The organism is Metabacillus litoralis (assembly GCF_003667825.1).
In the GTDB taxonomy this organism is placed as follows: Bacteria; Bacillota; Bacilli; order Bacillales; family Bacillaceae; genus Metabacillus; species Metabacillus litoralis_B.
Map to the genome: position 1 here is coordinate 305,402 of NZ_CP033043.1, position 25,484 is coordinate 330,885.

Genomic DNA, 25,484 nt, shown 5'->3' on the forward strand with positions numbered 1-25,484 from the left:
TTTACATTCACATATTAAAATTTAAGTACCCACTTTTTTCTAAATGTGTTTTGGAGGTGCTATATGAAGGAAAGTATCATCTTTATACATGGCTTAACTGGCTCAAAGCGCGCTTTTAAGAAACAAATAGAGTACTTCAATCAGGATTATCATACATATACATATGATTTACTTGGTCATGGAGAACATATAGGTAAACATGTTCACTTTACTCTGGATAATTTAGTAAAGCAATTAGAAGCGTTTTATGATGCAAATGGCATAAAGGAAGCCCATATTTGTTCCTTGAGCTATAGTTGTTATCCAAGTGCTATATTCGCAAACAAATGGAAAGAGCGAGTGAAAAGCTTGTGCTTCATAGGCGGACATTATAATGCACCTTCCAAGCTATTAGATGTTCTTAGATTTTATTGGGATACTCGTGATGAAGATTACGATACATGGCTGAAAAAATATTCTAATGATATTTATCCTACAGAAAGCATACTCGATCTTTATTCGGCTATTTCTAAAAGAATCTACTATAAGTTCGGGTTAAAGCTTGATGAACAAATTTTAAAGAATGCTATCTGGCATCGGCTGAATTATGATTTGAGAAGCCATTTAGAGAGAGTAACGACTCCGGTGTTATGGGTGATGGGTGAGTATGATAGCTTGTATAAATCCACGTTAACTGACCTGAAAAGTATTATTCCTCACGTAATTTATAAGGAAATAAAGCATGCTGGTCATGCTGCAAACTTGTTCAGGCCAAATTGTTTTAGGGATATATACGAGAACTTTTTAGTTCATCATACAATGGAAAAAATGAGGCAACAAAAAATGCTTAACATCGTATGAACATGTTAAGCATTTTTGTTTTTATTAAAGTTTAAATTTAGTAACTAAATTGTTTAATTCATTAGACATAGAGCTAATACTTTCAATTGTTGCAGAAACATCTGTCATAAGCTCTTGTTGTTTGGTCGTTAGCTGTACTGTTTCTTGTGTGCTAACTGCCGTTCCTTCAGCTATGTTTGAGGCTTCTAACGCTGATGCACTCACTTCTTCAGTTGATGCGGTCATTTGTTCAGCAGTTGTTGTGACTTCAATCACCTGCTGAGACATTCCATTAACAGAAGAAAGAATGTCGGAGAAAACATTGCTTGCTATGTCTACAGACTGTAATCCGTTTTTTACATCATGGATAACGGTGTCCATGGCTACAACTGTTTCTGTTGTATCTTTATCAATTTTATCTAAAATCTGTTGAATTCCACTTGTAGAGTGCTCTGTTTGTTCTGCTAATTTTCGTACCTCATTTGCAACAACAGCAAACCCTTTTCCTGCTTCACCTGCTCTTGCAGCTTCAATTGCTGCATTTAAAGCAAGCAAATTCGTTTGTGCAGAAATTTCTTTTATAAGAGTAATAATAGAAGTAATTTCATCAGAGTGATTTTTTAAGGTTTCGATTAAACCAGCCGAATGATGAACCGATTTCTCGATTGTATTCATTTGTGTAGTTAAGCTATTAATTGAATTCTTTCCGTTCTCAACATCATTTACTGTTTTATAAGATAGGTCTGAAGTCTTTGATGCAGCTTCAGCAATTTGTGTCACACCAACAGCTAATTCTTCAATAACCTTTGCACTTTCATTTAAACTATGAAATTGAGATGTAGACTTATCAGATACAGTTTCCATCGTTAAGGCAATTTGGTCACTAGCTTGTTTTGTTTCATTCGTTATTGATTGAAGAGTCGTACTTGATTTTGCTAGCTGAACAGAATTTCGATGGATACTCTCAATTACACTTCGAATGTCCTCAGACATTTGCTGAAGAGCACTAGAAAGAATACCGATTTCATCCTTTCGTTTACTAACAAAACGGTTTGAAAAATCTCCATTTCCCATTTGCTTAACTTGTAATGTTAATTTTTTTATAGGCTTTGTTATAGAAGATGTAAAAAAATACAGTATTGCTAAACTAATGAATAAGATAATAGCTGAGATCATTAATGTGTTTCTTTTTTCAGTTGCAAGAGAATCATAAAAGTTCGAAACATCAAGATCTACACCTAACACACTGATTATTTCTCCATTACTGTTTTTAATTGGAATATAGGCTGTTGCAAGTGCGCCGTATTCTTCTGAAACACCCATTTCTATTTCGGTCTTACCTGATTCAAACACTTTCATTGTACTTGGAAACTCACTTATGTCTTCTTCAACTTCTAAAAATTGTGACTCATCTTCATGACCAACTGGCATGCCATCAGCAATGTATACATAGTCATACCCTTTATCGTTTTTTACACGATTAATCGTATATAAGTATTCAACTCCATTTGCTTCGCGGATTTCATTTAATTGCTCTCTAAGCTCATAATAATAATCTGTTTCTTTGTTACTACTTACTAATTGCTCGTATTTATTTAGATCAATTATTTCAACAGCTTGGTTTGCGATACCAGATGCTTGACTTGTAATGACCTCAGACACAATTTCGGAAGTAGAACTAAAGGTGATAAAGCCAATTAAAACCGATGATAAAATTAAGATTAGTGAAAAAATAAGTAATATTTTGATTTTTATACTTTTCAACATGTTTGAACCTCGCAAAATAGTAAATTATTCAATAGCTATCAGGAAAAAAGACCTAACAAAAGGATCATACCGTTTTTTGGAAAAAAAAAACATCCTTATCAATCGACAAAAAATGACATATACTAATAGAAGGCGCTTTCTTTCTAAAAATGATATGTAAATAAGATTAAAATCATATGATTAATCTCATATAGATATCGATTCCGAACATTTTTAATGAAATTTCATGCGAAAGATGATATGATAGAATTATCTTAAAATTTAATAGAATAATAAATTCTAAGGGAAGGTGACATAATGACAGCAAGAACTGAAATAAATGACAGCAGTCTTCCGTTGCGTCGTGATGTGAAATCATTAGGACATATTCTGGGAGAAATTATCGTTCATCATGGAGGAACGGAGCTACTTGATAAAGTTGAAAAGCTAAGGATGATGGCGAAATCACTTCGAAATAACTTTGACGAGCAAACATATAAGGAACTAAAAGAAGAAATTTTAAACCTAGATACACCAATGCGAAAACAAGTTATTCGCGCCTTTTCAATTTATTTCCATCTAATTAATGCCGCAGAATCTAATCACCGAATTCGTCGCCGTCGTGAATATCAGCTCCAAGATGATCATGTTGTTCAACCAGCATCAATTGAAAGTGCCATCCTATCATTAAAGGATAATGAAATTGATGAGAATACCATTCAAAATGTATTGAACACGTTATCATTAGAGTTAATCATTACAGCGCATCCAACAGAAGCAACAAAGCGCTCAGTTATCGAAATTCAAAAGCGAATCGGTAATATATTGAAAAGCTTAGATAATAATATGCTGACTAATAAAGAACGTAAACAGCTTGAGGATAGCTTATTAAATGAAGTAACGATTCTATGGCAAACAGACGAACTTCGTCATCGTAAACCAACAGTAATGGATGAAGTACGCAACGGCCTATATTATTTTGAACAAACATTTTTTGATGTACTTCCTGAGATTCATCAAGACTTAGAAGAAGGTCTGTCTGAACAATTCCCAGGACATAACTGGGATGTACCGAACTTCCTTCGCTTTGGATCATGGATCGGTGGAGACCGTGATGGTAACCCGAATGTAACACCTGAAGTAACGTGGGAAACATTAGAAAGTCATCGTGAATTAGTTCTAAAGAAATATAAAGAATCATTAGTAGAAGTAATGAAGCGCTTTAGTCACTCAAGTACACGCGTTCAAGTTAGTGAAGAACTTCTATCAAATGTAGAGAAAGAAGAACAAACATACTTAACAAATGATAAAAAGTGGCCTGTTGAAACAGAAGTATATCGTCGAAAAATTGCTATTATATTAGCGCGCCTTGAAGAAGTAGGAAAATCAGATATCGGATACAAAGCATCTGAAGAACTTCTAGAGGATTTATATCTTATTCAACGTAGTGTAGATACACATCAGCCTGCAAAACGTGAGTTAAAGATGTTGAAAAAGTTTATTCGTCAAGTACAACTGTTTGGCTTCCATTTAGCTACACTTGATATTCGTAACCATAGTGGAGAGCACGAAGCAGCCATTACAGAAATATTGCGTAAAGTAAAAGTAACAGAGGATTATTCGGCTCTTAGTGAGGAAGAAAAAATCAAAACATTAGAGAGTGTTTTAAAAGATCCTCGTCCTGTTTTATTATTAAATGAAGATTACTCAAAAGAAACGCAAGAAATGATCAAAGTTTTCACAATGATCAAGAAGGCACATGATACATTTGGGAAAAAATCAATTCTTGTTTATCTTATTAGTATGACTCAATCTGCAAGTGATTTGCTTGAAGTGTTGGTACTTGCAAAAGAAGCAGGTATATATCGTCTTCATGCTGATGGGTCAGTGGAAAGTCATTTAAATGTTGCTCCACTTCTTGAAACAGTAGATGACTTAATTGCGGGTCCGAAGATCATGGAAACATTATTTAACATGGATGTTTACCGTAATCATCTGAAAATTCATGGAGATTCCCAAGAAATCATGCTTGGTTATTCCGATGGAAGTAAAGATGGTGGAACGGTAACAGCAAACTGGAAGCTTTACAAAGCTCAGCTAGAAATTCATGATATGGCAAAGACTTATAATATTGGTTTAAAATTCTTCCATGGACGTGGTGGATCACTAGGTCGTGGCGGCGGTCCGTTAAATCGAAGCATTCTTTCTCAGCCTGCTGAAACATTAGGAGATGGTGTAAAGATAACTGAACAAGGTGAAGTGCTTTCTTCTCGCTATCTTATTGAGGATATTGCTTACCGAAGCTTAGAACAAGCAACATCTACATTGCTTGAAGCATCTGTTAATCTTTCAAAGAATTCAGAGCAACAACATTTACGTGAAAAGGTTTGGGAAGATGCAATGGAAGAGATTTCAAATGTTTCTCTTAAAAAGTATCAATCACTTGTGTTCCAAGATCCAGATTTCCTAACGTATTTTATTGAAGCAACACCATTAAACGAATTAGCTGAATTGAATATAGGTTCACGTCCTATGAAGCGTAAAGACCGTAATCGTTTTGAAGACTTACGTGCAATTCCATGGGTTTTTGCATGGACACAAAGTCGTCAATTACTACCAGCATGGTATGCGGCAGGTACAGGTTTAGAAAGCTTTGCTTCAGAAAGTGAAGATAACTTAAAGCTTCTGCAACGTATGTACAAGGAATGGACTTTCTTCCGTTCTACAATTGATAATCTGCAAATGGCTCTAATGAAAGCAGATATCACAACAGCTAAAGAATATACATCTTTAGTTAATGATCAGGAAATTGCTGATCGTATTTTCGGTAATATCGTGGAAGAATATGAAAAAACGAAAACGATTCTTCTTCAAATTACAGGTGATGATGAGTTATTAGATCATACACCAAATATTAAAGAATCTGTACACCGCAGAAATCCATATGTAGATCCTTTGAACTTCTTACAAGTAGAGCTTATTAAGGAACTTCGTAAACAAGAACAACCAAATGAAGAGTTATTAACAGAAGTATTATTAACAATCAGCGGAATTGCAGCTGGATTACGTAATACAGGTTGATTTACTGTTAAAAAAAGGCTGTCGATCTTTATTAGATCGGCGGTCTTTTTTTGTGGAGAATTTTATTGAAAACTTCTTATTCTATATATACTATAAAGCCAATTTTCGTAAAAAAATATTAAGTTGTTATAAAATCTTACAAAAAACTGATGGTTTCTAGTTACCTAGTAAGATGATAAGAAAAATAATCTTACAAAATGCAAAAGAAACAGATAGGACGTTTTAACATTTTGTAAGATGGCGAACGAAATTTAAGAAAGTACAATCAATATATGATGAATACGAAAAGAGAAAGGAGTGAGGAGTAACTAATAATTTTTACGTTAAATATGGGGTAAAGAAAAGTTTCCTTAATAATAGAAAAAGTGGTGGATAAGGGGGACTATAGGTGAATCGAGAAAGGAAAGAAATTTCGCTAACTGACCTAAAACAAAATTTCGAAGAAGTGGAAAAAGGACTTTCAAATCGAGAAGCCTTGGAAGAAGCGAATCGATGTTTATACTGTTATGACGCTCCTTGTATCAAGGCATGTCCTACGGAAATTGATATTCCTTCCTTTATTAAAAAAATCTCAAGTGGGAATCTAAAAGGCTCTGCCAAGACAATTATGCAATCAAATCCAGTTGGCGCTAGTTGTGCTCGGGTATGCCCAACAGAGGAACTATGTGAGGGAGCATGTGTCCTGAATTATTCTACTAAGCCAATCATGATAGGAAATCTACAAAGGTATGCAACAGATTGGGCCATTCATAATGAACAGATTCTTTTCCAAGAAGGGGAGAAAAATGGCAAACGTGTAGCGATTATAGGAAGTGGTCCAGCAGGGCTATCAGCAGCTAGAGAGCTAGCTCGATTAGGCTATGAAGTCACCATTTTTGAGGCAGAGGAAAAGGCTGGAGGGTTAAACACGTATGGCATTGTATCATTTCGTCTACCTCAAAATGTTACGTATTGGGAAGTTGATCAGGTGAAAAAGCTGAATGTAGAAATCAAAACAAATACTAGGGTCGGTACGGATGTTTCTGTAGAAGCGCTTCTCGGGACTTACGATTCTATCATTCTAGCAGCAGGAATGGCACAGGTTCCGAAATTAAATATAGAAGGAGAAGAAGCTACTGGAGTTTACGATGCGATTAATTTTGTGAAAGAAACAAAATCAACAGAGATACCGACGAACCTGATTGGAAAGAAGGTCGCAGTTATTGGGGCTGGTAACACGGCCATTGATGCAGCGACCTGTTCTGTAAGGTTAGGTGCAGCAAACGTCAAAATTATTTATCGTCGTACCTTAAAGGAAATGACAGCCTATGATTTTGAGTTTGAATTTGCTAAACAGGATGGAGTTGAATTTAGTTGGTTAACTGCTCCAAAAAGAATTATTTCTGATGAAACAGGAAAAGTCATTGGTCTAGAGTGTATCAAAATGGAGTTATCTGAAAAAGGTGAGGATGGCAGAAGACATCCAGTTGAGATTAAAGGGTCTGAGTATGTTATGGAAGTAGACGCAGTAATACGTGCAATCGGACAATCGAGGCATAATCAATTGCTGGAAAAGCTAGAAGTTGAACATCAGGCTGGAGTAGTTATTCTTGCAAATGGTTCACAGCAAACATCTAATCCAAAAGTGTTTGCTTGTGGTGACGTTATTTTTGGGAAAGGTCAAGGTGAGGCCATGGTTGTGTCGGCAGCACAACAAGGAAAATTAGCTGCCTATGAACTTCATCAAAAGCTAGGTAGTGAAGCTGTTGAAACAGCATAGTAAAGTATGAATTCGATAATAAGGAGGTTTAAGTATGGCTGATTTACATATTGATCTTGCCGGAATAAAATCACCCAATCCGTTTTGGTTGGCCTCTGCTCCTCCCACAAATTCCGGATACCAAGTACAAAGGGCGTTTGAAGCTGGTTGGGGTGGTGCTGTTTGGAAGACTTTAGGTGAACCGATAATTAATACTTCTTCACGCTTTGCAGCAGTTAGTTTTAATGGCCAAAGAGTAGCAGGTTTTAATAATATTGAGCTTATTACTGATCGACCACTTGAGGTCAACTTAAAAGAAATATACGAAACAAAGAAGAAATTTCCCCATCATGCAATTATTGCTTCAGTAATGGTTGAACCGAAACAGGAAAAATGGCATGAAATTATTAAAAGGGTAGAGGATGTTGGTGTAGATGGATTTGAACTAAACTTTGGATGTCCCCATGGTATGGCTGAACGGGGGATGGGGGCAGCTTCAGGTCAGGTCCCTGAATTAGTAGAAAAGCAAACATCTTGGGTAAAGGAGGTTGCCACATCCCCAGTTATTGTAAAGCTCACTCCTAATATTACAGATATAACTGTAACTGCTGAAGCGGCTGTACAGGGGGGAGCGGACGCCATTAGTATGATTAACACAATAAATAGTTTAGCGGGGGTGGATATTCATTCATGGAAAACAATTCCACATGTTGGTGGGAAAGGAGCGCACGGTGGCTACTGTGGGCCAGCAGTAAAACCAATTGCACTCAACATGGTAGCAGAATGTGCAAGAAATTCAAAAGTTAATGTACCTATTTCTGGGATAGGCGGCATTTCCAACTGGCAGGATGCTGTTGAATTTTTATTAATGGGAGCAACTGGAGTTCAAGTATGTACAGCTGCTATGCACCATGGCTTTCGAATTGTTGAAGATATGATTGAGGGTCTATCAAACTATCTAGATGATAAAGGGCTTAATTCTATCATGGAGATTGTCGGAAAGTCTGTAACCAATTATTCTGAATGGGGAAATTTGGATTTAAACTATAAAGTAGTTGCTCGAATTAACAATGATGTTTGCATTAATTGTAATAAGTGCCATATTGCGTGTGAAGATACATCACACCAATGTATTGACTTGCTAAGAGATCCAATAGGAAAGACTTCATTAAAGGTAAGAGAAGAAGATTGTGTAGGTTGTAATTTATGTTCTATTGTATGTCCTGTAGACGGGGCGATCAATATGGTAGAGGTGAAAAGTGAGCTTCCACCAATGAGCTGGAATGAGCGACAATCTGTATTAGCGACTATGACTAATAGTAGCGTTAACCTAGTAAAATAAACGGGGTGTTTCTCTTGAAAAAGTTAATTACAAATGGAACGATTGTAACTGCAGTAGACACGTACCAGGCAGATATAGTAATAGAAAACGAGAAGATTATCGCAATTGGAAGTAATCTTCATATAGAAGTAGATGAAGTCATTGACGCAAAAGGGACATATCTATTTCCTGGAGGAATAGACCCCCACACACATCTTGACATGCCTTTTGGAGGTACAGTGACGAAGGATGATTTTGAGACAGGCACGATTGCAGCGGCATTTGGTGGAACTACGACTGTTATTGATTTTTGTTTAACAAACAAAGGAGAACCATTAAAAAAGGCAATCAAAACATGGCATGATAAATCAGAAGATAAAGCCGTTATTGATTATAGCTTTCATCTAATGATTGGAGAAATTAATGAAGAAGTGCTAGAGGAACTTACTAGTGTAATAAACGATGAAGGAATTACGTCATTCAAAGTGTTTATGGCATACAAAGATGTGTTTCAAGCTGATGATGGAACATTATACCGTACATTAGAAGCAGCAAAAGAGCTTGGTGCGCTAGTTATGGTCCATGCTGAAAATGGTGATGTAATCGATTATTTGACGAAGAAGGCATTGGCGGAAGGAAAGACTGAACCAATCTATCATGCACTGACAAGACCACCAGAAATAGAAGGTGAAGCAACAGGCAGGGCAGCAAAATTAACAGAGTTAACGAATTCACAACTATATGTGGTCCATGTTTCTTGTCAGGATGCCGTAGAAAAAATTGCCGAAGCAAGAAGTAAAGGGATAGATGTGTGGGGGGAAACATGTCCACAGTATTTAGTTCTCGATAAAACGTACTTAGAAAAACCAAATTTTGAAGGGGCAAAATATGTATGGTCACCACCACTTAGGGAGAAACATCATCAAGATGTTCTTTGGAATGCTTTAAAAAGCGGTGAACTTCAAACATTAGGTTCAGATCAATGTTCGTTTGACTTTAATGGGCAAAAATCCTTAGGGAAAAATGATTTTACAAAGATTCCAAATGGAGGTCCAATGATTGAGGATCGAATGAGTATTCTATTCTCTGAAGGGGTGAAAAAAGATCGAATTACCTTGAATCAATTCGTTGATATTACCTCAACACGAGCTGCAAAGTTATTTGGCTTATTTCCACAAAAGGGAACAATAGCAGTAGGTTCAGATGCTGACATTGTAATTTTTGATCCGAATGTAGAAAGGACAATTTCTGCAGAAACCCATCATATGGCCGTTGATTATAATGCTTTTGAAGGTATGAAAGTAACGGGGGAACCTGTTTCTGTTTTATCTAAAGGGGAATTTGTTGTTCGTGACAAATTTTTTGTAGGTAAAGCTGGAAAAGGTAAGTTTATAAAGAGAGCTAAGTATGGACAATACTCCATCCGAGATCAGGAAATAAAGGTACCATTGTAAAAAACATCTTACTCAGAAGGCAATCGGTTTTCTTGCTGATTGCTTTCAATCTACATTTCACCTCTTGTTTCTTTTCCTTAATGTCTATCAACTGTATTTCAAGAAGAAAGTATAAATCTAGGAGGTTATTAATATGGCAAAAAATTATTTGAAGTCTCCAGATCTATTACCGATATCTCATGATAAAAAGAAAATCGGAGCCGTTGGCTTTTCATTTATCTGGGTTGGGATGGCTGTTGTATTAGCAGCTTTCGCCATTGGTGGAGCGGGTGTACAAAGTTTATCCTTAGGCTGGGTTGTTATTGCTACTATTATTGCCTCTTTGGCACTTGGTTTTCTAATGACAATGACAGGTGACATTGGGGTTGAACATGGTTTATCGTTTCCAGTTTATATGAGGGCACCTTTTGGGACAGTGGGAACACATATACCGTCGATCGTTCGTGGTTTTGTGGCATCTTGCTGGTTTGGAGTTAACACATATTTTGGATCAACTGCTATGAACGCGATCTTGGCAACAATGGTTGGATTTGATAATTGGTTTGTATGCTTCATTATTTTTGGTGCTCTCCAAGTGGCTAATACAGCGTTAGGGATAAAAGCTGTTGAACGTTTTGCTGACTTAGCAGCACCTATCATCATTATTATTTCAGGATGGATGTATTTCACCTTATCAGATCAAGCATTACAACAGGGCCGTGAAGTATGGTCTTGGATTGAAAGTCCTGTAACAGGAGGGGCTGCAGTTACTGCATTTATCGTTGTTATTATGTCTAATATGGGGTTTTGGGGAACGCTAACAGCCGATATGCCTTCATTATCCCGTTTTGTAAAGGCACCCTTGCATGAGAGGAATTGGTTTAAGCGTAATAAAGCACAAATTGCAGGAAATTTAATTGCATATCCTATCGTTCAAACATTTATGGTAATGATCGGTGCCGTTTCTTATGTGGCTGTGTCAAACTATGATCCTGTTGTAGCTTTACAGCAATCAGCTAGCGGACTTATTTTAGGTATTCTTTTATTAATGATTGTGTTTGCTCAATGGTCAACAAATATAACAGCTAACTTAATACCTGCAGCAACAATATTCTCAAATGTTGGAGGACCGAAAATTCCATTTTGGGCAGGTGTTGTCGTTGCAGGAATTGTAGGTGTCATCGTTCAACCTTGGAGTTTGTTTGGAATCATTACACAAATTTTATTAATTGTTGGGGGAGTACTTTCAGCAATTGTAGGAATCTTAATTGCTGATTATTATTTGATTCGTAAGCGTCGGGTAAATGTACCTGATTTATATGAAAGTGATGGACAATACCATTATGCTAACGGAATAAACTGGGCAGGTTTAATTTCATGGATTCTTGGAGGAGGAGCTGCCGTCATCTTCGCAAATTACTCGTTTATTGTGGGATTTGCAGTTGGAGCAATTAGTTATTTTCTTTTAGGGAAGTATTGGTGGTTTGAGAAATATAAACAAGCAGAGTTAACAGATCCTAGCGATGAGAAATATTTAGGAATCTCTGTCGGCAGAAATTGGAAAATTGAAGTTGAGCAAGAGGTTGAAATTGATGTTGCTATCTCACCAAATCCAACTGCAGAGAAAGTGTAGACAGGAGGAATAGAGAATTATGTCTGAGTATAAGGAATTTCTACTGGAAAAAGAAAAAATAGATAGCTTATTAGATCAAGGGTTTCAGATTGTAGGTGTTATAGAAAATGTGAGTGGAGCGTTTGTTACTTTTGAAAAAGGAGATGACGGTGAAAAGGAAGTAAGACAAATTCAACTTAAAATGGCAGAGGCAAGAAAATATTTTTCAACTCTTTTATGGATAAAAAAATCAACATAATCTTTTAGGAAACAGGACGATAAATCAAGGTCCTGTTTTTCTATTGTAAGTAAATATTACAACTTCATGGTTGTTCCATATATTTCTATTTATAATACTTGTTATTATGATAGAAAAGGTGGTTGGCCAATGAAATCATACTTCTCAATTAAAAATATATTAGAGAGAAAGCACTTTGAAGAAGCTGAAATTGTTGCTGGTGAAAAAGGATTAGGGCATCAAATAAAATGGGTTCATGTTGTAGAGTCTATCCAAATAAATAATTTATTAAAGGGAAGCGAACTTATTTTATCTACTGGCCTTGGTTGGAAAGAAAAGCCTGAGCAACTTTTTTCTTTTGTCAAACAATTAATTGATTGTCATGCTGCAGGTCTATGTATAGAAATGAATACTTATATTAAAGATATTCCACAAAACGTAATAGAATTGGCGGATTCTTATCAATTTCCAATTATATTATTCCATAAAGAAGTGCTATTTGTAGAAATTACTCACGATATTCATTCCCTCATTATCAATAATCAATATCAACTCCTCTCTGATTTAGAGCAATATTCTCAAATATTAAATAAAATGATTATAGAAATAGACCAACACAGAGATGTTTTATCATTTCTTCAGAAATATTTAGAAGTGCAGGTTTTTGCAGTATTCCATTCTGGAAGAATTGAAAGTTTTCCTAACATGACAGAAAAACTAAAGCAACAGGTGTTGAATAGAAAAAAGGCTGAGAATAATGAAAGATCAATAACTAAACCTGTCCAAATATTTGGTGATACATATGCAGAGATCACGATTGTTTCTACTGGTCGCAGGCTTAATGATTTCGATTCATTAATCTTAGATCGAACAACAACTGTTCTAGGGCAATTTTGGTTAAGAGATTTATATGTGAGTGAAAAAAGAATGGATAGTGAAAAAGATTGGCTGACAGATTGGATAGAAGGGGAGATAAGGGAAGATGTATTAGTCGAGCAATTATCGAAGACAGAACGATCTTCTCCGTTTACAGGTGCCGTTGTTTGGGTTTGTAAAGTAAAAGATTTAACAGTAAGAACTGTTAACAAGGAACTCACCTATTTTAAATTAATGACAAGAACAGTGTTTGAACAATTCGGTTTTTATCTGTATTTCGTTGAAACAAAACAACATATTGTTGTTATTTCATTGGATAAACGTAAATCAGATAGCTGGAAGCAAAGGATGATAAAAGCTTTTCAAAGAATTCAGCAACATGACTCATATAATAAAAATACTATACAGGAAATTCCAGTCGGTGTAGGGCAATACGTAAAGAAAAACCTCATGAATATAAACAAAAGCTATCATTCAGCTAAAGAAACTCTTGAACTTCAAGAGTTTGTAGCTGTTGAAAACAAAAGCATGTTTTATCAGGATCTACATTTATATCGGATGTTAACACTTCTTAAAAATCAGGGGAATTTGGAAGAAACTGTTTACGAGTATTTGGAACCAGTTATTGAATATGATAGAAAGTATAATTGTGAACTATTATCGACTTTAAAGGTATATATGGAATGTAATGGATCAAAGCAAGAAACATCAAAACGATTATTTATTGTAAGACAAACACTTTATCATCGTATTGAAAAATTAGAGGCAATCCTAGGTGGAAACTTTATGAATTCAAAGAAGAGACTTGAACTTGAGTTTATGTTAGTTGCATATGATTACTTAACAACTCATAAAAAAGAAATGCATTTGAAATCTCCGGTAAGATTATAGTTTTAACAATTGATTAATATAAATAAATTGTATCATAGTGTAAATACTAATATTTGTAAAATGAAATTTTCAACTAAAATATGGAGGTGTTAACATGAATCAAAAGCCTTTACATTACGATGGTAGTATTCCTTTTACCTATGAAACAACAAATGAAACAAACTTAACAGAAGCTTATGAAATGACAGATGAAGTAAGAAAAAACATTGGAGCAAATCCTTATACGTTTAACGAAACGGAATAAACTTGAAAGGATTTGTTTTCTAACTGAAACAAATCCTTTTAAATTGCTTTTTTTTCGCCTTACAACGAGACTTTTTAAAAATTAGGACAATCTTGGATTATTTTTTATGATTTCGTTCAAACTAAAATGACTACATAAAGAAAGGTAGATTAAATATGGCAAAAGTATTGTATATTACTGCTCATCCTCATGATGATAAAGTCTCATTCAGTATGGCAGCAGGTAAGGCATTTATTGATTCTTATAAAGAATCAAATCCAAATGATGAGATCGTGCATATTGATTTATACAAAGAGCATATACCTCACATTGATGTTGATGTATTTAGTGGTTGGGGAAAACTTCAAACAGGTAAAGGATTTGAAGAATTATCTGAGGATGAAAAAGCAAAAGTCAGTCGTCTTAATGAATTATGTGAGCAATTTATAAATGGAGATAAATATGTATTTGTCACACCATTTTGGAATTTCTCATTTCCTCCTGTAATGAAAGCATATATTGATTCTGTTGCAGTAGCAGGAAAAACTTTTAAATATACGGAGCAAGGACCTGTTGGGTTACTAACAGATAAAAAAGCTCTTCACATTCAAGCAAGAGGTGGCATTTATTCAGAAGGTCCGGCAGCAGAAGTTGAAATGGGACATCGTTACCTTACCGTTATTATGAATTTCTTTGGCGTACCTTCTTTTGATGGGTTATTTATTGAAGGTCATGCAGCAATGCCAGATAAAGCGGAAGAAATTAAACAGAATGGGATTGCCCGTGCAAAGGATTTAGCGAAAACATTTTAATTAAACCTTTTAAGTTGAAAAGGGCCCAATGATTTAAGAGGATACCATTTGAGGTATCTTCTTTTTTGTATCCACCAAAATGTAGCATAATGGAGACGTGTTGCTTTACAAAATGTCTAATGAACGAGTCTTTTTAATGATTGATAATAGGTTTATAACATGAGTCTAAAGGGAGGAGTATACAATGACAATTGTAAATGCAACATCACCTATAAAAAATTTTGTTAATGGTAAATGGGTTTCTGCTAAAGGGAAAAATGTAGCCGAGGTACATAACCCAGCAAATAGCGAAAAAATTGCGACGGTGCCTCTTTCGACAAAAGAAGATGTTGATCAAGCAGTGAAGTCTGCAAAGGTAGCATTTCAAACATGGAAAAATGTTCCTGTACCTAAACGTGCCAGGCTTTTATTTAAATACCACCATCTGTTAATGGAAAATCATAAGGAATTAGCAAAATTAATTGTTTTAGAGAACGGAAAAGCATTTAATGAAGCATATGGTGAGGTGCAACGTGGAATTGAATGTGTTGAATTCGCAACAGGTGCTCCAAGTCTTATAATGGGGGAATCACTTTCTAACATAGCAGAAGAAATAGACTCAGAGATGTTTCGGTATCCTCTTGGAGTTGTTGGAGGAATTTCACCATTTAACTTTCCGATGATGGTCCCACTTTGGATGTTTCCTCTAGCGATAGCATGTGGAAACACTTTTGTTTTAAAACCTTCAGAGAGAACACCTTTGTTAGCAAATAGGTTAGTAGAGCTGTTTACAGAAGCTGGTGCTCCTCCTGGAGTATTAAATATCGTTCATGGTTCTCATGAGGTCGTAAATGGAATGCTACAACATCCAGATATTTCGGCTATATCATTTGTAGGGTCACAGCCTGTTGCGAAATATGTTTACGAACAAGCTGCTATGAATGGGAAAAGAGTTCAAGCCTTATCTGGTGCGAAAAATCATCATATTGTTATGAGTGATGCAAACATAGACAAAGCAGTACAACACATTATTGGATCCGCCTTCGGAAGTGCGGGACAACGTTGTATGGCATGTAGTGCAGTTGTCATTATTGGAGAAGGGCAAGAGTTTGTATCAAAACTAAAACAAAAGGCTGATGAATTAATCCTTGGTAATGGACTGGATGAAGAAGTTCTTTTAACACCAATTATTAGAGCTTCGCATCGTGAAAAGGTTCTTTCGTATATTGAATTAAGCATTGAAGAGGGAGCGAAATTAATACGAGATGGAAGAACGGAAATAGATAACAAAAAAGAAGGCTATTTCTTAGGTGCTACTATTTTTGATGGGGTGACACCTGATATGACCATCGCAAAAGAAGAAATTTTTGCACCTGTATTAAGTTTACTTCATGCGGAAAGCTTAGATGAAGCCTTAGAGTACTTACGGCAATCGAGATATGGTAATGGCGCAACGATTTATACAAAGGATGCAAAGGCAATTCGGCAATTTCGAGAGGAAGCTGACGCAGGTATGTTAGGAATTAATGTTGGTGTTCCGGCAACAATGGCATTCTTTCCTTTTTCTGGTTGGAAAGATTCTTTTTATGGTGACCTTCATGTTAATGGGAAGGATGGAGTAAATTTTTATACACGAAAAAAGATGATAACATCGCGATTTGATTTTTAAAGCTACTTAACTCAAGTGATGCTGTTAGCCATTTAGTTAAGGCTAAGCATATTAAGGGTCGCGTAAATGAAGGCCAACAGAAAAGATAGCCTTCAAGAATAGTAGGAGGAGTGTATATGAATTCCATTAACATGGCAAAAGATGATCTTAAATCAAAAGATGAAAAATATGTTTGGCACTCAATGAAGCCATATCAGCCTGATGCAACAATGATTGTAAAAGAAGCAAATGGTGCGTGGATTACAGATATCAATGGAAAAAAATATTTAGATGCAATGGCAGGCTTATGGTGTGTAAATATCGGTCATGGGAGAGAGGAATTAGCAGAAGCTGCATATGAGCAATTAAAAAAATTAGCATATTTTCCGCTAACGCATAGTCATACTCCAGCTATTGAACTTTCTGAAAAATTAAATTCATTGCTTGGCGGGGATTATGTTATCTTCTTTTCGAATAGTGGATCTGAAGCAAATGAAGTAGCCTTCAAAATTGCTCGACAATATCATCAACAAACAGGAGAACATAATCGTTTCAAGATCATTTCAAGATATCGAGCATATCATGGAAACACTGCGGGGGCATTAGCTGCAACTGGTCAGGCACAACGTAAGTATCGATACGAACCATTGGCCCCTGGTTTTATTCATGTTCCACCACCTGATTCCTATAGAAAACCAGAGGACCCATCGTGTCCCCCTCGGGAGTTACCTTCCGTACAAACCATTGAACAGGTGATGACATGGGAATTAAATGAAACGGTTGCAGCGGTCATTATGGAACCAGTTATTACTGGAGGTGGCATTTTAATGCCTCCTGAACAGTACATGAGAGGTGTAAAAGAGGTATGTGAAGAAAGTGGTGCCCTCTTAATTGTTGATGAAGTTATTTGTGGTTTTGGCCGAACGGGTGAGGCTTTTGGATTTCAGAACTATGGTGTACAGCCTGATATCATCACCATGGCAAAGGGAATTACCAGTGCTTATCTACCTTTATCTGCAACGGCTGTTAAAAAAGAGATTTACGAAGCATTTAGAGGAACGGATGAATATGATTATCTTCGGCACGTAAATACATTTGGGGGGAACCCAGCCGCTTGCGCATTAGCATTAAAAAATCTCGAAATTATGGAAAGAGAAAAGCTTTTTTCCCGTTCAAAGGAAATAGGAACAAATACGTTAAGCGCTTTGAAGACAAAACTGCAACACCATCCACTAGTAGGAGATATAAGAGGGAAAGGATTATTAATTGGGATAGAGCTTATTTCTGATAAAAGCACTAAAACACCGCTTGAAGTTTCTTATGTGAATCAGGTAATCTCAGGATGTAAAGAAAAAGGACTTATCGTAGGTAAAAATGGAGCAACCGTAGCTGGCTATAATAATGTTCTAACCTTGTCTCCACCACTAAGTATAGAATTAGAGGATGTTCAATTTATGATTGAAACAATTGTTGAGGAAATAAATAAATTGCACGTATAAGATATGAAGGAGGACAGACTCGGGAATAGTGGTCTGTCTTTTTTTATTTTAAGATAAATGATTTGCAAGATTAGGTTATTGCTATTAGTAAAAAACTAGATCTTTTCAGAAATTTTACAGATCCGTTTTAAGCGAAGAAACCGTGTTAGATTATATAACACGGTCATTGCATGAACCTTTTATCCCATTTATACTTTGTTATAACAAAAGCATTCAATTTTTCAACTCCATAAAGGTTCTCTATGAATTTGAGAACGAAAAAGCTGCCTAGGGTTCCGTTGGATTTACCAAGCTGGTCCGAGAGGGAGCGTATAGAAATAACCTGTTTCTATATACACGGAAGGACAAAAGCCTGGGAGACGACCTCTCCAAGGCTTTTTATTTTTCCTCTTATTATAATTTGAAAATTCCCAATATTTAATAAATTAACAGGAAAGGAGATCTGAAGTATTTATAGCTCTACCAAAATAAAAAAAACAGGAGTGAGAAGCATGAAAAAACAATTTAACATACTTTTGTCAGTATTGTTTGTCTTTTTATTAGCAGCTTGCGGAAATTCAAGTGAAGAGGCAAGTGGAAGTAGCTCTAAAAGTGAACCAATAAAAATTGGGTTCAGTGCATTACCTAGCTGGTACTTATGGCATCTAGTCGAAGAAAAAGGATTCTTTGAAAAACATGGAGTTGAGGTTGAATTAGTTTATTTTCCGGTTTATGCTGATTCATTATCCGCCTTAAACACTGGAGAAATTGATGGAAACAGCCAAGCGCTTATTGACACTATTGCCCCACTTGAAAACGGTATTGAACTTAAATCAGTTTTTATAACAGATAACTCAAACGGTGGAGATGGCCTAGTAGCAACAAAGGATATTCAATCTGTTGAAGATTTAAAAGGTAAGAAAGTTGGAACAGAAATTGGTACGATTGAGCATTTCTTTATGTTAACAGCACTTGAACAGGCTGGCTTAAAGGAATCTGATGTGAATTTTACTAACCTTACTGTTCAAGATGCAGGGACAACATTTATTGCTGGAAATTTAGATGCAGCTGGATTATGGGAGCCATTCCTTAGTACTGCTGAATCAGAAGGAAATGGACATAAATTAATTACCTCAGCAGAATTCCCGGGTCTTATTGCAGATCTCTTTGTAGTTCGCAAGGAAATCGCAGAAAACCGTCAAGAAGATCTTGAAAAAATAACTGCTGCTTGGTTTGAAGCAGTAAACTATTATTCAGAAAATGAAGAAGAATCACTTGAAATTATTGCTGAAGCCGCCGGTATTACGGTTGATGAACTTGCTATTGGAATGGAAGGGTTTGAATTATTCACACCTGAGCAAAACGTTGCTGCTTTTGAAAAATCAGATAGCTATAAATCTATTGAATATACGGCCGAGGAAAATGCAAAATTCCTTCAAAAATTAGAGTTTATAAAAGAGATTCCAGATATGACATTATTACTTGACTCTAGTTTTATTGAAAATAGTCATGAGTAGAACCGGAAAGAGGTGACAAACATGGAGGCTGCAAAAAAGAAAGGTTACTTGAGAACATTATTTCGAATTCATGAGGAAATTCCGAAGTCTTGGTATTTAGTCGGAATAGGATCCGCATTTATAGGACTGTTTCTAATTTGGTATCTATTGAGCATAATGGGGGTTGTAAAGGAAGTGTTTCTACCTTCACCATTTGTCGTGATTGAATCGCTCTTTATGTCCCTTGCTGATTCTGATTTTTGGAATCAAATAGGCATTAGTGTTTACCGTGTTTTTATGGGATTTTTATTAGCTTGTATCATAGGTGTTCCACTAGGAATTTTTGCTGGGACGTTTAAAATCGCAGAATCGATTGTTGTACCTATGTCTGAATTTATCCGGTATATGCCGGCAGCAGCATTTATTCCACTTATTATGGTATGGGCTGGGATCGGTGAAACTGCAAAAATTCTTGTTATTTTTATAGGATGTTTCTTCCAATTGTTGCTAATGGTAGCCGAAGACACTAGCAGAGTGAATAAAGATTTGTTATCCGCATCTTACACATTAGGAGCAAAACGAGGTCAGGTCATTTCGAAAGTGATCATACCAGCGATTTTACCAAAGTTAATGGTAACAATGCGTCTTATTATGGGATGGGCTTGGACGTACTTAGTTGTAGCAGAGCTTGTAGCAGCAAACAGTGGCCTTGGATATACGATTATGAAGGCACAGCGTTTTTTAGATACAGAGTTAATTTTTGTTGGAATTATTGTTATTGGATTATTAGGTTTAGTTATTGATCGTTGCTTTGCACTTTTAACGAAAAAATTATTCCCTTGGGCAGAAGGAGGACAATAGAATGTTAAATGCAGTAAAACAAGCAGAGCCACTTCTACAATCGGAATTAGAGATTAGTATAAACGGACTATCAAAGGTGTATCAAACAAAAGCAGGAAGCTTTCAAGCACTAGAAGATGTGTCAATGTATGTGAAAAATGAGGAGTTTGTTTCCATACTAGGTCCTTCTGGTTGTGGTAAATCTACAATTCTACGGATATTAGCAGGATTAGAAGATTCTACGAGTGGAAGTGTAAAGGTTTCAGATCAAGAAGTAGTAGGACCTAGTGTAAACAGGGGTATGGTGTTTCAATCTTACACACTATTTCCATGGTTAAATGTTCGTGACAATATTGAATTTGGTCTAAAACTAAAGGGAATGGGTTCAAAAGAACGAAAGGAAATTTCTGATCGGTATTTGGAATTAGTAGGTCTTGAGCGGTTTGCTGAATCATATGGAAAAGAACTTTCGGGAGGTATGAAGCAAAGGGTGGCAATTGCTAGATCATTAGCTAATAATCCAGAGGTTTTGTTAATGGATGAGCCGTTTGGTGCACTCGACGCACAAACAAAGCAATCGATGCAGCAGTTATTGCTTGATATTTGGAAAAAGGAAAAGACCACAATTGTTTTTATTACACATGATATTGATGAAGCTATTTTCTTATCGCAACGAATTTACGTAATGCAAGCAAGACCAGGGAAAATTATCGAGGAAATTGACGCAGACCTTCACCTGTTTCAAGATGGTGACTTGGTGGAAGTTGATCAATTTATGAAGCTGAAGAAGCATATTGTCTCGTTATTAAAGCATTAAATGGTCACATTTTACATGGTGTGGTAAAAGGCAGTGGTGCTTAGCTACTGCCTTTATTGTTGCAGAATATCTACAATAGCAGGGGGATTTTTAGATTTATCTTTGATAAAAGGAATTTAATTCTTCTATAACGATTTCATTTTTAGGAGGGCTCAAGGATGAGCATCAGAACAAAACTACTATTTGGATTTACAGCTGTACTTACAGCGGCCCTTATTGCATTTATTATCATTTATTTTTCCCTTCAACACGTAATGAACTCGTACGAAACACTAGCAGAACAAGAAGTAAAAAAGCTTGAGCTAGCTCATGATATTCAGTTTGATGATTTAACTCTTACAGATTCCGTTAGAGGCATTATTATTGAGCCGTCAAATCAGGCTGAGCTTGATCGATACAATGAATATGCAGTGAAAATAGAGGAACACATTAATGAGGTTATTCCACTTTTAGATAATGAAGAAACAATACAAATTTTTCATAACCTTGAACTACATAATCAGGAGCTAATTGATCTTGAAACACAAATGATGGAGCTTGCTGCAACAGATGAGGAAAAAACTCTCGAGCTATTTAATGGTAAATATGCTGAGGTGAGAGAGATCTTTAGCAGTCAATTAGAACACTTTAAAGAAATACAAACAGAGTTGATCTCCACGAAAGTACAGCAGGAGGCTGACACAATGGATCGACAAGCACTTTTTGGACTATGTGCTTTTGTTATCGCCATCATCATAGGATTCTTAATTGCTGTTATTGTCTCGAGAAATACTACAAAACCATTAACTCAAGTAGTACAAAAACTTGAAGAATTGTCTAACAATGAAGGAGATTTAACAGCACGACTTGAGGTGAAGAGTAAAGACGAGGTGGGTCAGCTAGCTCATGCATTTAATAAGATGCTGGACAATATTCAGCAGTTAATGAAGCTCGTACAAAAAACAACTGTTGAAGTAGCAGCTTCATCTGACGAACTTTCTGCTAGTGCGGAACAAAATGCCGCTGCTTCTAACCAGTTAACAAATGCAATGCAGGAAATTTCTGTTGTTGGTGAAAGACAAGTGAAGGATTCTGAAGAGGGTGTTACCAAAATGTCCAACGTTTCTTCGGGGGCATTGCAAATTGCTGATTTTTCACTGTCTGTTTATGATTCAGCAAAAGATACATCAAGTGCTGCGCAAAACGGAAACCTTGCTATCCATCAATCAAGAGAACAAATGAACTTCATTCAAAAAACAGTCAGTGAAGCAAATGAAAAAACAAAGGAATTAGGAAATTTAACGAAGCAAATTGGACAAATATCAGATGTGATTACAGGAATTTCAGATCAAACAAATTTACTAGCCTTAAATGCAACAATTGAGGCTGCTCGTGCCGGAGAACAAGGAAAAGGCTTCGCTGTCGTTGCTGGAGAGGTTCGCAAGTTAGCAGAGGAATCGAAAAAATCTGCTAGTCAAATTACAATTATTATTCAAAAAATACAAGAGAGTACAGAAGTAGTAATAGATTATATGCTTAATGGTCAGAAGGAAGTAGATTCAGGATTGATTGCTGTTAATGAAGCAAGTGAAGCTTTTGAAAAAATATCAAAAGAAATTGAGAATGTCACACTACAAGTAGAAAGTATCTCTGCTTTGGCAGAAGAAATGTCAGCAGAAGCAAACGATAGCATGTTATCGATTGAGGGATTATCTGAACTGACCAAACAAGCTTCGGCGACGATTCAAAATGTAGCCGCGTCATCAGAGGAGCAACTTGCTTCCATTGAGGAAATTACATCTTCAGCAGAAAATCTAGCAACAATGGCTGAAACACTACAGATTACGGTGGGAAGGTTTAAAGTTTAGGTGAAATAGTTTGTCACAAAATCTAACACACTATTTGAACTGTTAGATTTTGCGACATTATAATGGAACACAAGTAAAAATGTTATTTATCGCTTTAAAGTATAGTAGTGAAATTGTGGTTTATATGGTCTGAATATTCAGAAAAAGAGAGAGGGAAAAAGCATGACACAAACAACTGAATTCAAAAAGTCTCTAAATTTATTTGGTGTTGTTTTCCTTGGACTTGCCTGGATGACACCAATGATCTTTTTTACCGTGTACGGTGTTGCGTTTGAAGCAGCGGGTGGAATGCTTGCTGCTGCTTATGTTGTAGCATTTATAGCGATTTTTTTTACAGCATATAGCTATAGCAGAATGGTAAAGGCTTATCCGATTTCGGGCTCAGCCTACACCTATACTAAGAAAGCAATCAATCCAAAGATGGGGTTTCTTGTTGGCTGGGCTCTTTTGCTTGATTATATTGTTTCACCAATTATTGCTTGTTTAACATTTGGCCTATTCTTAAATGCACAGTTTCCGAGTATACCAGTTTATGTATGGATTATCTTGTTAAATGTCATTTTGGCATTTGTGAATATTATTGGGATTAAATCAGTAGCAAGAGTAAGTGGGTTTTCTGTTATTTTTCAGATCCTCTTTATTATCTTCTTTTGTGCCTTTGTAACAAAGGATATTCTTGTTGGCGGAGACGGATCAGGTTTATTTTCCTTTCAACCGTTCTTTTCTAGTGACTTTTCCGTTTCAACGATTTTCTCAGGAGCAGCTCTTATCTGCTTTTGTTTTTTAGGATTTGATGCAGTAACCACAATGGCAGAGGAAACAGTTAATCCTCGTAAAACAATACCTAAAGCAATTTTCCTAATAGTTATTATTGCTGCAGTGTTATACATTTCTATCTCTTATTTAACACAACTAGCCTATCCTAACTTTACGTTTGAAAATGGTGATACAGCTTCTTTTGAGCTTATTCAAATGGTTGGTGGAAATCTATTAAGTGCCCTTTTTACAACCGTATTAATTGTGGCAACCTTTACTCAAGGAGTTTCATCTGTTACAAGTGTAACGAGGTTTTTATTTGCATTAGGGAGAGAGTCAATCTTGCCGAACAAAGTGTTTGGTTATTTACACCCTAAATATAAAACACCCGTGATTAACATTATCTTTGTGACAATCATTTCATTTTTCTCCATAGCTATTGATTTAGATACAGCTGTAACATTTGTTAGCTTTGGTGCCCTTACGGCATTTACGTTCGTCAATTTATCTGTTATTTCACATTATTATGTAAAAAGTAAAATGCGGTCTGCTAAACAAACTTTTCTTTATCTCATTTTTCCTTTCGTCGGTGCTTGTTTTATTGGATGGTTATTAACTTTGTTAGAAGCACAAACACTCTTAATTGGAATTGCTTGGATTGTAATAGGATTTATTTACATTGGAATCCGAACAAGCATGTTTAAAAAGCCGATTTCTACTTTAAAGGAAGGAAAGGTAGCAATCGAAAATAGATAATTTTCAAAAAGTGTGTTAGAAAATCTGACATAGTGTTTGGAAGGTTGTAATAGGGTGGTCTATAATAAATTTACAGAACAAATTAAATAAAGCTTCTCAGATGAGAAGGAAAAAGCTGTCTAGGGTTCCGTTCTTGTTGCGAATATCCCCTCATTCAATACAAGGAGTCTGGTCCGAGAGAGAGCGTATAGCTGATACCGCATGTTAGCTATATACACGGAGGGATAAAAGCCTGGGAGACGAAAATCTCCCAGGCTTTTATCTTTTTTATTTTCTCTACTCGATATTATTCAAAGGAGGAATTCTTTATGATAAATAGCATTTGGAATAAAACAATCCCAGCTGGTGGGAAATGGTCAGGAACAATCGGAAAAGGGAAACTTGTAAAATTTACAGCTTTAGGTAAGGGGGCAAATCTTTCAACAATCATGTATCATGCAAATCAGTTAACAGAGCGTTATAACATGCCGGATACATTAAAAGCTCAACATACTTCTCACCTAACAAAAGGTCATGTGCTAATGAGTGATAACGGGCGGGTGTTAACGAGTATAGTGGAGGATAGTCTAGGCTGGCATGACAGTATTTCAGGATATACGTCACGTAAGGAAACAGATGAGAAATACGGGATCACAACCTATCAAGAGCTTAGGAATAATTGGTTAAGAAGCGGCGAAGAAAATTTTGCTGTAGAGCTTGTTAGAAATGGATTAGGTGTACGTGATATTGTTCCGGTATTAAACCTATTTTCAAAGGTATTTTGTGATGAAAATGGCGATATGCACTATGTTGAGGATCATTGCCAAGAAGGAGCAACTGTGACATTAAGAACCGAGATGGATACATTATTCATTTTCTCGAATACACCAAATCCATTAGATCCTCGTAACGAATATCCTTCAGTACCAATTCAAATAGAAGTATTCAATGCAGAGCCAGTTAAAGATGATGATGTGTGTGTGAACTTCCGTCCGGAAAACAGGAGAGCTTTTGAAAATACATGGGAATACCACACACTACTTAGTGATTCAAAATCAGTTGTACTGAAATAAAAGAGATGTCGAAGATGATTTTATA

19 protein-coding genes and 2 riboswitches are annotated in these 25,484 nt (G+C 36.0%); of the genes, 18 read left to right on the plus strand and 1 reads right to left on the minus strand.

The genetic code is table 11. The annotated features are described in order from the left end of the window. Window positions 1-63: 63 nt before the first annotated feature. On the plus strand, window positions 64-840 hold the full coding sequence (locus D9842_RS01245; protein ID WP_121660924.1) for an alpha/beta fold hydrolase: 777 nt from the start codon (window positions 64-66) through the stop codon (window positions 838-840). A 24-nt stretch (window positions 841-864) separates the two neighbouring features. Here the strand turns inward: D9842_RS01245 and D9842_RS01250 are convergent, their stop codons facing one another. Then, window positions 865-2,586, minus strand: a complete 1,722-nt coding sequence (locus tag D9842_RS01250) for a methyl-accepting chemotaxis protein (RefSeq protein ID WP_121660925.1) — start codon at window positions 2,584-2,586, stop codon at window positions 865-867. A 297-nt stretch (window positions 2,587-2,883) separates the two neighbouring features. Here D9842_RS01250 and ppc point away from each other — a divergent pair, with 297 nt between their 5' ends. From ppc to D9842_RS01330, 17 genes are all read left to right on the plus strand, one after another. Then, window positions 2,884-5,646, plus strand: coding sequence for a phosphoenolpyruvate carboxylase (gene ppc / locus D9842_RS01255; RefSeq protein ID WP_121660926.1), 2,763 nt, complete (start codon window positions 2,884-2,886; stop codon window positions 5,644-5,646). 388 nt (window positions 5,647-6,034) lie between these two features. Further along, window positions 6,035-7,405: an NAD(P)-dependent oxidoreductase gene (locus D9842_RS01260; protein WP_257535966.1), complete on the plus strand. Its 1,371-nt coding sequence runs from the start codon at window positions 6,035-6,037 to the stop codon at window positions 7,403-7,405. Between the two features lie 34 nt (window positions 7,406-7,439). Then, window positions 7,440-8,726 (plus strand): NAD-dependent dihydropyrimidine dehydrogenase subunit PreA, encoded by a 1,287-nt coding sequence (gene preA, locus D9842_RS01265; RefSeq protein ID WP_121660927.1) that lies wholly within the window; start codon window positions 7,440-7,442, stop codon window positions 8,724-8,726. 14 nt (window positions 8,727-8,740) lie between these two features. Further along, entirely contained in the window at window positions 8,741-10,159 is a 1,419-nt protein-coding gene (hydA, locus tag D9842_RS01270; protein ID WP_121660928.1) for a dihydropyrimidinase, read from the plus strand. Window positions 10,160-10,292: 133 nt separating this feature from the next. Then, the gene (locus tag D9842_RS01275; protein WP_121660929.1) at window positions 10,293-11,771 is read left to right on the plus strand and encodes an NCS1 family transporter; all 1,479 of its coding nucleotides are present in this window, start codon (window positions 10,293-10,295) and stop codon (window positions 11,769-11,771) included. Window positions 11,772-11,790: 19 nt separating this feature from the next. Then, on the plus strand, window positions 11,791-12,009 hold the full coding sequence (locus D9842_RS01280; RefSeq protein WP_121660930.1) for a hypothetical protein: 219 nt from the start codon (window positions 11,791-11,793) through the stop codon (window positions 12,007-12,009). A gap of 129 nt (window positions 12,010-12,138) precedes the next feature. Beyond that, entirely contained in the window at window positions 12,139-13,755 is a 1,617-nt protein-coding gene (locus D9842_RS01285) for a PucR family transcriptional regulator (protein ID WP_121660931.1), read from the plus strand. A gap of 94 nt (window positions 13,756-13,849) precedes the next feature. Further along, window positions 13,850-13,999, plus strand: a complete 150-nt coding sequence (locus tag D9842_RS25575; protein ID WP_162987264.1) for a hypothetical protein — start codon at window positions 13,850-13,852, stop codon at window positions 13,997-13,999. A gap of 155 nt (window positions 14,000-14,154) precedes the next feature. Next, on the plus strand, window positions 14,155-14,790 hold the full coding sequence (locus D9842_RS01290) for an FMN-dependent NADH-azoreductase (protein WP_121660932.1): 636 nt from the start codon (window positions 14,155-14,157) through the stop codon (window positions 14,788-14,790). 184 nt (window positions 14,791-14,974) lie between these two features. Next, the gene (locus D9842_RS01295; RefSeq protein WP_121660933.1) at window positions 14,975-16,438 is read left to right on the plus strand and encodes a CoA-acylating methylmalonate-semialdehyde dehydrogenase; all 1,464 of its coding nucleotides are present in this window, start codon (window positions 14,975-14,977) and stop codon (window positions 16,436-16,438) included. A gap of 116 nt (window positions 16,439-16,554) precedes the next feature. Further along, window positions 16,555-17,916, plus strand: coding sequence for an aspartate aminotransferase family protein (locus D9842_RS01300; protein WP_121660934.1), 1,362 nt, complete (start codon window positions 16,555-16,557; stop codon window positions 17,914-17,916). 256 nt (window positions 17,917-18,172) lie between these two features. Next, a riboswitch (guanidine-I (ykkC/yxkD leader) is annotated at window positions 18,173-18,277 on the plus strand. A 130-nt stretch (window positions 18,278-18,407) separates the two neighbouring features. Beyond that, window positions 18,408-19,412, plus strand: a complete 1,005-nt coding sequence (locus D9842_RS01305; RefSeq protein WP_121660935.1) for an ABC transporter substrate-binding protein — start codon at window positions 18,408-18,410, stop codon at window positions 19,410-19,412. 21 nt (window positions 19,413-19,433) lie between these two features. Then, window positions 19,434-20,252, plus strand: a complete 819-nt coding sequence (locus D9842_RS01310; protein WP_121660936.1) for an ABC transporter permease — start codon at window positions 19,434-19,436, stop codon at window positions 20,250-20,252. 1 nt (window position 20,253) lies between these two features. Continuing rightward, the gene (locus tag D9842_RS01315) at window positions 20,254-21,048 is read left to right on the plus strand and encodes an ABC transporter ATP-binding protein (RefSeq protein WP_121660937.1); all 795 of its coding nucleotides are present in this window, start codon (window positions 20,254-20,256) and stop codon (window positions 21,046-21,048) included. Window positions 21,049-21,206: 158 nt separating this feature from the next. Beyond that, window positions 21,207-22,895 carry a methyl-accepting chemotaxis protein gene (locus D9842_RS01320; RefSeq protein ID WP_121660938.1) on the plus strand — a complete coding sequence of 563 codons (1,689 nt, stop codon included), beginning with the start codon at window positions 21,207-21,209 and terminating at the stop codon, window positions 22,893-22,895. A gap of 162 nt (window positions 22,896-23,057) precedes the next feature. After that, window positions 23,058-24,407 carry an APC family permease gene (locus D9842_RS01325; protein WP_121660939.1) on the plus strand — a complete coding sequence of 450 codons (1,350 nt, stop codon included), beginning with the start codon at window positions 23,058-23,060 and terminating at the stop codon, window positions 24,405-24,407. A gap of 108 nt (window positions 24,408-24,515) precedes the next feature. Beyond that, window positions 24,516-24,648, plus strand: a riboswitch (guanidine-I (ykkC/yxkD leader). 67 nt (window positions 24,649-24,715) lie between these two features. Further along, window positions 24,716-25,459: an urea amidolyase associated protein UAAP1 gene (locus tag D9842_RS01330; RefSeq protein WP_373995088.1), complete on the plus strand. Its 744-nt coding sequence runs from the start codon at window positions 24,716-24,718 to the stop codon at window positions 25,457-25,459. The last annotated feature ends 25 nt before the right edge of the window (window positions 25,460-25,484 follow it).

Excerpts from the sequence above, each read along its gene's own strand:
- D9842_RS01275 (WP_121660929.1), top strand. The coding sequence starts at position 10,293 with ATGGCAAAAAATTATTTGAAGTCTCCAGATCTATTACCGATATCTCAT.
- D9842_RS01310 (WP_121660936.1), top strand. The coding sequence starts at position 19,434 with ATGGAGGCTGCAAAAAAGAAAGGTTACTTGAGAACATTATTTCGAATT.
- D9842_RS01305 (WP_121660935.1), top strand. The coding sequence starts at position 18,408 with ATGAAAAAACAATTTAACATACTTTTGTCAGTATTGTTTGTCTTTTTA.
- D9842_RS01285 (WP_121660931.1), top strand. The coding sequence starts at position 12,139 with ATGAAATCATACTTCTCAATTAAAAATATATTAGAGAGAAAGCACTTT.
- D9842_RS01245 (WP_121660924.1), top strand. The coding sequence starts at position 64 with ATGAAGGAAAGTATCATCTTTATACATGGCTTAACTGGCTCAAAGCGC.
- D9842_RS01280 (WP_121660930.1), top strand. The coding sequence starts at position 11,791 with ATGTCTGAGTATAAGGAATTTCTACTGGAAAAAGAAAAAATAGATAGC.
- D9842_RS01330 (WP_373995088.1), top strand. The coding sequence starts at position 24,716 with ATGATAAATAGCATTTGGAATAAAACAATCCCAGCTGGTGGGAAATGG.
- D9842_RS01315 (WP_121660937.1), top strand. The coding sequence starts at position 20,254 with ATGTTAAATGCAGTAAAACAAGCAGAGCCACTTCTACAATCGGAATTA.
- D9842_RS01250 (WP_121660925.1), bottom strand. The coding sequence starts at position 2,586 with ATGTTGAAAAGTATAAAAATCAAAATATTACTTATTTTTTCACTAATC.
- D9842_RS25575 (WP_162987264.1), top strand. The coding sequence starts at position 13,850 with ATGAATCAAAAGCCTTTACATTACGATGGTAGTATTCCTTTTACCTAT.
- D9842_RS01325 (WP_121660939.1), top strand. The coding sequence starts at position 23,058 with ATGACACAAACAACTGAATTCAAAAAGTCTCTAAATTTATTTGGTGTT.
- D9842_RS01295 (WP_121660933.1), top strand. The coding sequence starts at position 14,975 with ATGACAATTGTAAATGCAACATCACCTATAAAAAATTTTGTTAATGGT.
- ppc (WP_121660926.1), top strand. The coding sequence starts at position 2,884 with ATGACAGCAAGAACTGAAATAAATGACAGCAGTCTTCCGTTGCGTCGT.
- D9842_RS01320 (WP_121660938.1), top strand. The coding sequence starts at position 21,207 with ATGAGCATCAGAACAAAACTACTATTTGGATTTACAGCTGTACTTACA.
- D9842_RS01300 (WP_121660934.1), top strand. The coding sequence starts at position 16,555 with ATGAATTCCATTAACATGGCAAAAGATGATCTTAAATCAAAAGATGAA.
- D9842_RS01290 (WP_121660932.1), top strand. The coding sequence starts at position 14,155 with ATGGCAAAAGTATTGTATATTACTGCTCATCCTCATGATGATAAAGTC.
- preA (WP_121660927.1), top strand. The coding sequence starts at position 7,440 with ATGGCTGATTTACATATTGATCTTGCCGGAATAAAATCACCCAATCCG.